This window comes from Campylobacter sp. RM12647, from assembly GCF_020138135.1.
Lineage (GTDB): Bacteria > Campylobacterota > Campylobacteria > Campylobacterales > Campylobacteraceae > Campylobacter_E.
In genome coordinates, this window is the sequence record NZ_JACGAS010000008.1 from 23,039 (window position 1) to 34,622 (window position 11,584).

Annotated in this window: 15 protein-coding genes; all 15 read right to left on the minus strand. The window is 28.3% G+C overall.

The features are described 5' to 3' along the window. Positions 1–120: 120 nt before the first annotated feature. From AVBRAN12647_RS04390 to AVBRAN12647_RS04460, 15 genes are read right to left on the minus strand one after another with little or no spacing between them, the layout of a single operon-like run. Positions 121–714, minus strand: a complete 594-nt coding sequence (locus AVBRAN12647_RS04390; RefSeq protein WP_214117363.1) for an FKBP-type peptidyl-prolyl cis-trans isomerase — start codon at positions 712–714, stop codon at positions 121–123. Positions 715–729: 15 nt separating this feature from the next. Continuing rightward, the gene (locus AVBRAN12647_RS04395) at positions 730–1,572 is read right to left on the minus strand and encodes a tetratricopeptide repeat protein (protein WP_214117364.1); all 843 of its coding nucleotides are present in this window, start codon (positions 1,570–1,572) and stop codon (positions 730–732) included. 3 nt (positions 1,573–1,575) lie between these two features. Then, positions 1,576–2,064 (minus strand): OmpA family protein, encoded by a 489-nt coding sequence (locus AVBRAN12647_RS04400; RefSeq protein WP_214117365.1) that lies wholly within the window; start codon positions 2,062–2,064, stop codon positions 1,576–1,578. Between the two features lie 60 nt (positions 2,065–2,124). Then, positions 2,125–3,294: a PD40 domain-containing protein gene (locus AVBRAN12647_RS04405; protein WP_214117366.1), complete on the minus strand. Its 1,170-nt coding sequence runs from the start codon at positions 3,292–3,294 to the stop codon at positions 2,125–2,127. Next, a complete protein-coding gene (locus AVBRAN12647_RS04410; RefSeq protein WP_336614756.1) occupies positions 3,291–4,118 on the minus strand; it encodes a hypothetical protein in 828 nt (275 codons plus the stop codon). The genes AVBRAN12647_RS04405 and AVBRAN12647_RS04410 overlap by 4 nt, the downstream gene beginning before the upstream one ends. After that, positions 4,115–4,507: a biopolymer transporter ExbD gene (locus tag AVBRAN12647_RS04415; RefSeq protein ID WP_214117368.1), complete on the minus strand. Its 393-nt coding sequence runs from the start codon at positions 4,505–4,507 to the stop codon at positions 4,115–4,117. The genes AVBRAN12647_RS04410 and AVBRAN12647_RS04415 overlap by 4 nt, the downstream gene beginning before the upstream one ends. Then, entirely contained in the window at positions 4,497–5,024 is a 528-nt protein-coding gene (locus AVBRAN12647_RS04420; RefSeq protein WP_214117369.1) for a MotA/TolQ/ExbB proton channel family protein, read from the minus strand. Before AVBRAN12647_RS04420 ends, AVBRAN12647_RS04415 begins: the two co-directional genes overlap by 11 nt. Further along, on the minus strand, positions 5,021–5,398 hold the full coding sequence (gene atpC, locus AVBRAN12647_RS04425) for an ATP synthase F1 subunit epsilon (RefSeq protein WP_214117370.1): 378 nt from the start codon (positions 5,396–5,398) through the stop codon (positions 5,021–5,023). The genes AVBRAN12647_RS04420 and atpC overlap by 4 nt, the downstream gene beginning before the upstream one ends. A 1-nt stretch (position 5,399) precedes the next feature. After that, a complete protein-coding gene (gene atpD, locus AVBRAN12647_RS04430) occupies positions 5,400–6,797 on the minus strand; it encodes a F0F1 ATP synthase subunit beta (RefSeq protein WP_214117371.1) in 1,398 nt (465 codons plus the stop codon). A gap of 8 nt (positions 6,798–6,805) precedes the next feature. Then, a complete protein-coding gene (gene atpG, locus AVBRAN12647_RS04435; RefSeq protein ID WP_214117372.1) occupies positions 6,806–7,684 on the minus strand; it encodes an ATP synthase F1 subunit gamma in 879 nt (292 codons plus the stop codon). Positions 7,685–7,692: 8 nt separating this feature from the next. Further along, entirely contained in the window at positions 7,693–9,198 is a 1,506-nt protein-coding gene (atpA, locus tag AVBRAN12647_RS04440; protein WP_214117373.1) for a F0F1 ATP synthase subunit alpha, read from the minus strand. An 11-nt stretch (positions 9,199–9,209) separates the two neighbouring features. Next, complete coding sequence (locus AVBRAN12647_RS04445; RefSeq protein ID WP_214117374.1) at positions 9,210–9,716, minus strand: F0F1 ATP synthase subunit delta; 507 nt, start codon at positions 9,714–9,716, stop codon at positions 9,210–9,212. Then, the gene (locus AVBRAN12647_RS04450) at positions 9,716–10,204 is read right to left on the minus strand and encodes a F0F1 ATP synthase subunit B family protein (protein ID WP_214117375.1); all 489 of its coding nucleotides are present in this window, start codon (positions 10,202–10,204) and stop codon (positions 9,716–9,718) included. The genes AVBRAN12647_RS04445 and AVBRAN12647_RS04450 overlap by 1 nt, the downstream gene beginning before the upstream one ends. A 9-nt stretch (positions 10,205–10,213) precedes the next feature. Then, positions 10,214–10,639, minus strand: a complete 426-nt coding sequence (locus tag AVBRAN12647_RS04455; protein WP_214117376.1) for a F0F1 ATP synthase subunit B family protein — start codon at positions 10,637–10,639, stop codon at positions 10,214–10,216. Positions 10,640–10,699: 60 nt separating this feature from the next. After that, the gene (locus AVBRAN12647_RS04460; RefSeq protein WP_214117377.1) at positions 10,700–11,581 is read right to left on the minus strand and encodes a ParB/RepB/Spo0J family partition protein; all 882 of its coding nucleotides are present in this window, start codon (positions 11,579–11,581) and stop codon (positions 10,700–10,702) included. Between the last annotated feature and the right edge of the window lie 3 nt (positions 11,582–11,584).

Sequence of the window (11,584 nt, forward strand, 5' to 3'; positions counted from 1 at the left end):
AAATGTATTTTAAAATTATAAAAATGATTAATTTTAAAAAACTGAATACTTTGAGTATATAATAAATATTAGTATAAGGCGAAATAAATCGCCTTAACAATTTTAGCTAAACCTTAGCCCTTAACCTCTGCAACAACCGCCGCCGTGATGATGATGGTGATGATCATCTTCATCATCGTGATGATGACCGCAACTTCCATCGCCTTTGCAACCACTATGTCCGTGATTTCCACATCCACATCCACCAGCTTGTGCTACTGCACCACTTTCTAATTCTTCAGGAGTAGCATCTCTTACTTCTTTAATATTTACGGTAAATAATAAATCTCTTCCTGCATAAGGATGATTATAATCAATTACTACGCTACTATCTTTGATTTCTTTAACAACAACTCTAACTGTTGAGCCATCTTCGTTTTCTCCGAATAATTCTAAGCCAACATTTAAATCAATGCCTGCGAATTGTTCTTTTGGTAATTCTTGAACCAAATTCTCATCATATTCTTGCCAAGCTTTATCTTTGGTGATTAAAATATCACTTTCATCACCCTCATTTAGTTTAGCAATTTCATCTTCTAAAGCCTCTAATACTTGATTTCTACCTAATAAAAATGAAATAGGATGAAAATCAGTATTATTTTCTAATACTTCATTAGTTTTTGCATCACGCAATATAAAATTAAGTGATACTACGCTGTCTTTTTTTATAGCCATTTTTAATCCTTTCTATTAATTTATACTTTTAGCTTCACTTGAATCTGGAAATTGTTTTTTAAGTGCTGCATAAAAATTATTTGCTTTTTCTGTTTCATTAATTGCCTTCAACGAATTTGCGGTATTTAATAAAATTAAAGGCATATTAGGAGCTTTTACCCCTTGATTATTATATAAATCTGAACTTGTTTTGTAATAATATATAGCATTTTTATAGTCTTTTTGTGCGTATGCAATTTGTCCTAAATAAAAATTACATTGTGCAGGTTTATGTTTTGCATTTGCTAATTCTTCAAAAATTTTTGCGGAATTTTCATAATCTTTACTATTATATAAACTTATAGCATTTGCCATTTTTTGAGCTGGAGTTTCATTTTTAGCTGCAACCTCATTTGCTACTACTTGCTGAGTTGTAGATTTTACAGCTTTATTCTCGCCCAAGCTACTAACTAAATTTGTTAATTCACTTAAAGCCTTTTTTAACTGATTAATGCTGTTTTTTTGATTTTTTAATTCTTGTTTTATTTCAGAAATATCTTTATCATAAATGTCAAGTTTTTCTTTTGAAAACTTTTCTACTTCTAATAATTTACCTTCAAAATTATAAGTTTTGTTATTCAAATCATCAACTACACTTTGAATACCTTCAATTCTTTCTAAAGCCTTATTTGTTTTAAAATCAACACCAGTATAATCTTTACTAAGAGTTTCAACCTTTTTTTTGTTCTCTAATAAAACTTTTTCATTTTCTGTTAGCCCATAAGGCTCTTTAATATTTATATTACCTGCATTAAAGGCTGAAGTTTCTGCGTAAATAATAGGGGCTAAAGCCCCTATAAAAAGTATTTGTTTTAGCATAAATTAAAACTGAACTTTTGTTTCTGCTCTACGATTTTGAGCATCGCATTCTTTTGTTTTATCATTACATACTGGGTTGTTTTCGCCATAGCTTTTAATTGTAATTCTTGAGCTGCTAACTCCTTGAGATTCTAAACCATCTTTAACAGCTTTAGCTCTTTTTAAACCTAAAGCTTGGTTATATTCTTCACTACCCCACTCGTCGCAGTTACCTTCAACAACAATATTTAAATCTTTACCATCTTGATTTAATAAACTTGCGTTATTTGATACTACGCCATACATATCTGAACGAATATCATATTTGTCAAAGTCAAAATATACTTTACCTAAAGAATTATTAATTCTTTCTAGTTTAGTATTAATATCTTCCTTAACATCTACATTCATATCTGGAGCAACCTCCACTTTTTTTGGAGCCTCAACTGTAGCCTTTTGACTACAACCAACAACTAAAGCTGCTAAAGCAACTGCATAAGCTAATTTTTTCATTTTTTTCCTTTCATAAAAAGTAATTGAAATTATAATTTCCAAAACTAAAAATTTATTTAATTACCAATCCAAAGTTGAAATTTTACCAACTTTTAGTGGGAAATGATACACTTTATTCTCATCAAGTCTTAAAATTCCTAAAGAACTTTGCATTCCTAATAATTTTATAAACATAATTGTCTTACCATCGCTACTAAAATTAGGGAAAATATTTCTACCATTTAATGTCAATTGTCTTACATATTGCGAATCAGTTGCCATAACATATAAGTTAAAATCTCCTGATTTTTCACGACTTGAATAAACTATATAATTATTATAAACACTAAAGGCAGAATTGTTTTTACCATGATAAACTAATTGAGTTGCGTTAGTTTTATCAAGACCTTGTAAATATAAATTAGGATAAGAACTTCTATCGCTAACAAAAGCAAAACTATCACTACCTACAAATCTTGCACTAACATCTATTCCTTTATACATAGTAAGTCTTTTTGTATTTTTAGTATTTAAATCTAATAAAAATATTTCTGGTTGATCTTCTGTTGTTTTAGTAATTAATGCTTTAGTTCCATCTTTGCTAATATCACTAAGTGCTAACATACCAGAACCTTGAGTAATTAAAGTTTTTTGATTATTCAATAAATTATATTTATATATACTCAAAATATCTTTATTATAATCTGTATAATAAAATTCATTTTGATTGCTATTTGCCCATTTTGCAAATAAATTTAATCCACCTTGCATAATAATTTTTTGATAATTTAAAGTGTAATCTGCAATAAGAATTTGACTTTGCTTAGCAGCTATTTTTCTAGTAATTAAAATCTTTTTATTCATCCAGTCTAAATCTGCTAATTTTAAGTCCTTAAACATTTGTGAAATTGCTTTGTGAGATAAAAACACATAAGCACTTTTTGGATAAGTAAAAGTATTATTATACTTAATTTCATTATTCATACCCTTAAGAGTTATGCTTAACTCATAATTATTTCCTACAGGATTTAAATTATAATTTAATTCATAATTTGCATTATTTTCATTAGTAATTTCAAATTTAGAACTTACTAAAACATCATTTTTAATTACCTTATCAAAATCAAAATTAACCAAACTACTTGTAGTTATTCTAATCTTAGGCAACACCTCTTGCTCGCTAACCACATCCATAATAATATCAGCAGTTAAGCATACTAAACTAAAACATAATAAAAATATCTTTTTCATTTTATCTCCTTGATACTTAATATAACCGAAAGCCTTAAACTACCACTATAATCTTGTTGATTTGGTGGAATTCCTAAATTTTTGTTTTGTTGATTAATAGTTTGTATAAAAATTCTTGCCTTTTGTCTTAAAGCAGAGCTTTCATTAAAACCATTATCTTTGATTTTTATTATACCATTTTTTGATATTGTAAAAGCTACTTCAAAAATTTCCTTATCATTAATATCTGAACTATTAGCAGTTACTAAACTCCAAACATTTTTCAAATACGCATTCACTCTACCAAAATATTCATCATAAATTCCAGAAACCTTAGCCGATGTTTGTGTAGTCTCTGAATTATTATTTGACTTAATTGTTGTATTAGCTAATTGTGATTGTATTTGTTTTAAAGCATCTAATTGTGATTGATTTAATTTATTTTCTTCTTGCTTAGTTTCCTTTTTTGGATTTTTTCTTTCACTTTTGCTAACTTTTAAATCCCCAAACAAACTACTTAAATCACTATCACCATCTTTACTATCAGTTTGTTGTTCTACTTTTTCATTTTGTTCAATTACTTTATTTTGATTATCTTTTGTAGCATTATCATTGCTTGTATTTTCTGGACTTTTATTTATTTTTTTTGCTACTTCTTTAGTATAGTCTTGTTTAACCTCGGCTGGAGTTTCAACATTATCTTCTACGAACAATATATCCACTTCACTATTGCCATATTTAATAACTTCTTCATTTTTAGCAAAAATATTTATTAGCAAAATAAATATTAATATAGTAAGCACATATATTAAACAAGATAATAAAAAAGCTTTTGATTTACTCATTTTGTTTGAAGTGAAATTTTTACAAATCCTGCTTTTGAAAAAGTTGATAATACTTGCATTAGCTTATCGTAACTTATATCTTTATCTCCAGATATATAAACTATTTTATCTTTATCAAATTGATTTTTAATTAAACTAAAATTATCAAAAAAAGCAATATAAGGATATTTTTTCTTATTTAAAACTACTTCATCTTTTGTAATACTTACGAAAATATCATCTTTTTTTGCTTTGCTAACACTTGATTTTGAGCCATTTGGTAAATTAATATTTTCATCATATTTTAAATTAGGAATTACTAGCATTAAAATTACCAATAACACTAACATAACATCAACTAAAGGAGTTATGTTTAACTCTGGGTCTTCGTGTAAAAAATCATTTTTCATCGCTAATAATCTTTATTTGACTCTCTAAAATATTTAAACATTCAAATACTTTTCGTTTCACAATTAAATGAAATGTATAAGCTAAAATAGCAGAAATAATCCCACTAGCAGTAGCTATTAAAGCATGACCAATTGGAGAAGCGATTTGAGTAATATCACCATTTCCATTTAAAGATATTAAAGTAAAGTATATTGAAACAACGGTTCCAAACAATCCTATAAAAGGCGAAGTAGTAGCAATAATACTAAGCCAAGTAAGGCCTTCACTAAGATTTTTAGAAGCCTCATTATAATAAATCTCTAATTTTTTCATAGAACCTTCACAAGGTTTAAAATAAGCCTCAAAAGATAAATCTTGATTTTTTAATAACCTATCTAAAGTTCTTAACTCTTCTTGATAAAATTTAGAAATATTGCTTAAGCGATATAAAAAAATCGCTAAAGCAATAATAGAATAAAAACCTAAAATCCCAACTGCTAATAAAGTAGCTAAGTCAAAATCTGAAATCAAATTCATTTAGAATCCAGTCTTCCTAAAGTTGCGGCAAGGGTTGCTGAATTTGCACCTGCTGATTTTAATAATTCTTTAGCTTCTTCTAACTTTTTTTTGCTTATTGAATTATCATTACCACCTAGATAAACAGCACCTTGAGCTAAAATAACAACACTATTTTCATCAACTTTTACATGGCCTGAATCAATAGCTATAAGCTCCTTTGAACCATCATAATTTTCCACACTAATTACACCAGCTTGAAGCAAAGAAATTACAGAAGCGTGGTTTGGCAAAACACCAAACTCACCTTCACTTCCTGGCACTAACACTGATTTAACTTCTGAATTAAAGATTTCTCCGTGTGGAGTAACTATTTCTAAAGTTAATTTATCCATATTAAGCCTTTAATTTTTCTGCTTTCTTAATAGCCTCTTCAATATTTCCTACCATATAAAATGCGTTTTCAGGTAAGTCATCATATTTACCTTCTAATATACCTTTAAATCCAGCTATAGTTTCTTCAAGGCTTATATATTTTCCAGGACTACCTGTGAAAACTTCAGCTACGAAGAATGGTTGTGATAGGAATTTCTCAATTTTTCTAGCTCTTTCAACAACTAATTTATCTTCTTCGCTAAGTTCATCCATACCTAAAATAGCTATGATATCTTGTAAATCTTTATATTTTTGAAGCACACTTTGAACTCCACGAGCTACCTTATAATGCTCTTCACCAATAATTTGTGGGTCAAGCATTCTTGAAGTTGAATCAAGTGGATCAACCGCAGGATAAATTCCTTTTTCAGCAATACTTCTATTTAAAACCGTTGTAGCATCTAGGTGAGCAAAAACGGTTGCAGGCGCTGGGTCTGTTAAGTCATCAGCAGGAACATAAACAGCTTGAACTGAAGTAATTGAACCTTTTTTAGTTGATGTAATTCTTTCTTGGAATTTACCCATTTCACTTGCTAAAGTTGGCTGATAACCAACAGCTGAAGGAATACGACCAAGTAAAGCCGACATTTCTGAACCTGATTGAGAAAATCTAAAGATATTATCAATAAACATTAAAACATCAAGTCCCATTTCATCTCTAAAATATTCAGCCATTGTAAGACCTGTTAAAGCGATACGATTTCTTGCCCCTGGTGGTTCATTCATTTGACCATAGCATAAAGCAACTTTATCTAAAACATTGCTTTCTTTCATTTCATTATAAAGGTCATTTCCTTCACGAGTTCTCTCACCAACACCAGCAAATACTGAATAACCACTATGTTTAAACGCAACATTGTGAATTAATTCCATAATAATAACTGTTTTACCAACACCAGCACCACCAAATAATCCTACTTTACCACCTTTTGCATAAGGAGCAAGTAAATCAACTACTTTAATACCAGTTTCAAATATTTCACTTTTTGTGCTTTGGTCTTCAAATTTAGGTGGTTCTCTATGAATAGCCCATTTTGTTTCATAATTTTCTGGAGCACCTTCATCAATTAAATCTCCAACCACATTGAAAATTCTTCCTAAAACTTTTTCCCCAACAGGAACACTAATTGGAGCACCTAAGCTAACAGCTTTAGTTCCTCTTACTAAACCATCAGTCATATCCATAGCAATAGTTCTTACACGGCCATCACCTAAATGTGCTGCTACTTCTAATATTAAACGAATTTGCTTACCTTCAACCTCATAATTTACTTCAATAGCTTCATTGATTTGTGGTAAATAATCGCTAAATTCAACATCTACAACAGGTCCTAATACCTGAGATATAAATCCTTGCATATATTCTCCTATTCTTTCATTGATTCAACACCACTGATAATTTCAATTAATTCAGTAGTTATACTTTCTTGTCTTGCTTTATTATAAGCTAAATTAAGTTCTTTAACCCTTGCTTTAGCATTATTAGTTGCGTTATCCATTGCTTGCATTCTAGCACTATGTTCAGCTGCTAAACTATCTATCAATGAATAAAACATACTATATTCTATATATCTTTTTAGTAATTCTTCTAAAACTTCCTTTTCTTCAGGTTCAATTTCTAATAAAGAATTTGAATTAGTAATTTCAGAATTACTTGAATCTACAGGTAATAAATTACACACTGATAATTCTTGAGAAATCATATTTTTATAACCATTATGAACTAATATTATCTTATCAGTTAATGCTTTTTCATAATCACTAATAGCTAAATTAATAATTTCTCTGGCTTTTTCATAATCAGGTGAAGAACTAACGCCTGTATATTTATCTAGTATTTCAATTTTTTGAAAATTAAAAAACTCAATACCAACTTTTCCTATAGCTCTTAATCTAGTTTTAATACCTTTTTCTTTATTTTCTTTAATAATTTTACTAACTTCTTTTAAAGTTTTGATATTAAAACCACCGCACAAACCTTTGTCCGAAGTAATAAATACAACATCCACAATCTTAATCTCATGCTTACCAAAAAATCTACTATCTTTAGCCATATCAAATTGATTTAGCTTAAATGAAATTTCTTGCATAACCTCTTGCAATTTACTTGCATATACTTTAGACTTCTTAGCAAGCTCTTCTGCTTTTTTTAATTTAGCAGTAGAAACTAATTTCATAGCATTAGTAGTCTTTTGAGTATTATGAACGCTCTTTATTTTTCTTTTTATCTCTTTTAAATTCGCCATTACAAAACCTACGCTTGTGTTGCTTTAAACTCATTTAATAAATTTTTAATTTTATCTTCTAAATCACTATCTAAAGCTTTTTTAACTCTAATTTGCTCAAAAATCTCAGGAGACTTTGTTTCAATATAAGCATATAAATCATTTTCAAATTTAGTAATCTTATCTACAGCAATATCATCTAAAAATCCTCTAGTACCTGCATAAATTAGAACTATTTGCTTTTCAATAGCTAATGGGCTATATGGAGGTTGTTTTAATACTTCAACCATTCTTTGACCACGCTCTAATTGTTTTCTTGAACTCTCATCTAAATCACTTGCAAATTGTGCAAATGCTTGTAATTCACGATATTGCGCAAGGTCTAATCTTAATGTTCCTGATACTTGTTTTGTAGCTTTAATTTGAGCAGAACCACCTACCCTAGATACTGATAAACCTACGTTAATAGCAGGACGAATACCTGAGTTAAATAAATCTGTTTCTAAGAATATTTGTCCATCTGTAATTGAAATAACATTAGTTGGAATATATGCTGAAACATCTCCTGCTTGAGTTTCAATAATAGGTAAAGCTGTTAACGAACCTGCACCTAAAGCATCACTTAATTTTGAAGCTCTTTCTAATAATCTTGAATGTAGATAGAATACATCGCCTGGATAAGCTTCACGACCTGGAGGACGGCGTAAAATCAAGCTCATTTCACGATAAGCTACTGCGTGCTTACTTAAATCATCATATACTATTAAAGCATGTTTGCTATTGTCTCTAAAATACTCACCCATTGTAACGCCTGTATAAGGAGCAAGGTATTGAAGAGCCGCTGAATCACTCGCAGTTGCACTTACTACTATTGTATAATCCATAGCCCCATGTTCTTCAAGTTTTTTAACAACTTGCGCAACAGTGCTTTGTTTTTGTCCAATAGCTACATAAATACATACAACATTTTGACCTTTTTGATTAATTATAGTATCTACTGCTACGGTTGTTTTACCTGTTTGTCTATCTCCAATAATCAACTCTCTTTGACCGCGACCAATTGGAACAAGGGCATCAATTGCTTTAATACCTGTTTGTAATGGTTCATGAACGCTTTTTCTAGCCATAATACCTTTAGCTTTTTCTTCAACAAATGCAGTTTTTGTAGTATTTATAACACCTTTTGCGTCGATTGGCTCTCCTAAAGCATTAACAACACGACCAATTAATTCTTCACCAACTGGAACTTTTAATAATTGTTTTAATCTTTTAACAGAGCTACCTTCTTTAATATTTGAAAAACTTCCTAAAACTACAACACCAACACTATTTTCTTCAAGGTTTAATGCCATACCTTTTTCGCCATTTTCAAATTCAACCATTTCTCCTGCCATAACATTTTTTAATCCAAAAACATTAGCAACACCATCAGCTATTGAAATAACTTTACCAGTTTCTTCAATTTCTAAATTTAAATTAAAATTCTCAATTCTTTCTTTAATAATTGAGCTAATTTCATTTGCGTTAAAACTCACTGTTACTCCTCTTAAATTGCTTTCATTATATGCTGTTTGATTTTATCTTTTAATGAAGTTTCTGATACTATTATTTCATATCCTAAGTCTTCAATATAAATCTTTATTTCATTTTTATCATGAATTATATTTTTTAGTTTTATTTCTTTTTTAAAATAATTTGATAATTCTTTTTCGTGCTTTAATATATCATTATCACTAATTTTTTCTTTAGAATAAATATCAGCATAATAAATATTATTTTCTAAAGCTAATTTTTTAACTAATCCATCATAAACAACTGGAACTTTATCAAGTTTATTATTTACTCCTAATACCTTTAAAAAATTAATAATTTCTTTTTTATTTGTATTAGATAAACTCACTAAAAACTCTATCTTTTTATCTAAGCTAATGCCAACTGCATTTATTATCACTAATGTTTTTTTATCTTTAAAGGCTTCTTTTAAAATCTCAAAACAAGATATAAATTCTTCCCTATCTTTTCTTTGCATTATTATATTTACATACTTTTCCATTAGCTAACTTTCCTTGAAACAATATCTAATAAATCAGATTGTTTTAAATTAACATTAGTATTTAAAAGCTCTTCTATAAGTTCATTAACGACTTCTTCTTTAGCCTTTTTCTCTTCAAATATTTTTTGCTCTTCATAAGATTTTTTCATATTTTCTATCTCATTATTAGCATCTTTTAAAATATTTTCATTTAATTTTATAGCTTGTTCTTTAGCTAATTCTATTAGCTTATCAGCCTCGTTATTAGCTATTTCTATTTTTTTAATTGCTTCTTCTTTATTTTTTTTAGCCTCATCTAAGCTTTTTTCTATTGATACTAATCTATTTTTAATATTATCAATTCTATCACAATATATCTTTTTAATTGTCTTAGCAAGTAATAAATACATCATAACAGCAAAAATTACAAAATTTATAGTTCTATAGAAAATATCTGTATCACTAGCTAACAAATAAGTAGGTAATAAAATCCATATTAATCTGTTCATAAAGCAACCTTAAATTTTTTCTATACTTGCTCTTAAAGCATTTTCACACTGAAACAAATCAGCTTTCAACTCATTTTTAAACTGAATTTTTTTTGCTTCAAGTTCAGTTAAAAATTTCTGATAGTCTAAATCAAGACTAGCCTTTTTTTCTGCTATAGCTTTGCTTGCTTGCTCTTTTGCTACGGCAACTTGCTCGCTTTTGATGGCTTGAGCTTTAGCTCTTGCATCAGCATAAATCTTAGCAATTAATGTTTCATTATTACTAGCGTCTGTGTTATTTTGCTGAATTCTAGCTTCATCTTCTTTTATACCATCATCTCTATTTTTCATAAAGGTTAGCAATGGTTTGTATAAGATGTAATCTAAAATCCAAAGCAATATTAAAAACAACATAGCTGTTAATAACATCATTTTAAGATCTAAGTCATCAAACATACATTCTCCTTATTTTGATAAAACTTTATATTAACATAAAAAAATCAAATAATATTTAAATTATAAGTTTTTTATAGCATTTTCAACAAAATTTTTAGTATTTTCTTGATTTAAATTAAATATAAGTTTGCCATTTTGTATTTTAAAATCTATTTTAAATTCTTTTAATTTTTTTAACAAGCTATCATCAATTATGTTATTTGTATTTTTACCCTTGAGTTTATTTGCTAGTTTTTCACAATCTCTAACATTTAATTTTTGACCAATAATTGTATTTACTAAAATCTTTTCATCTTCTTTTTGACCTGCTATTACTTTAGCATGACCTGCACTTAATTTGCCATCAATAATTAATTTTTGAGTATCTTCACTAAGAGTAAGTAATCTTAAAGTATTTGCTATATTTGCTCTACTTTTTTGAATACTATGCGCTAATTCTTCTTGAGTAATTTTTCTAACTCTCATTAACTCTTTATAAGCTAAAGCAAGTTCAATAGGATTTAAATCTTCTCTTTGAATATTTTCAAGTAAAGCTAATTCTCTTGTTTTACTTGAATCTATATTTGCAATAATTGCTTTAATTTTTGTTTCACCTAAAGCTTTAATAGCCCTTAATCTTCTCTCGCCAGCAATTAAAAAATATTTAGTTACTTTTTCTAAATTTTCTCCATTTTCCATTGCCTTTTCACAAAGCTCATCAGCATCTATTACAACAATTGGTTGTAATAATCCGTGATTTTTAATGGAATTAGCAAGTTCATTTATACTATCTTCATTAAAACTTTTTCTTGGCTGATATGGATTTGGAGTTATATCATCTATACTAATATCTCTTATAGTATCTAAATCACTTCTAAAAACTCCACTTAACTCATCATCATAAGCTAAAGATATATCATCTAAAATACTACTAAAATCTGAACCTAAAGATTTTTTTGCCATTTT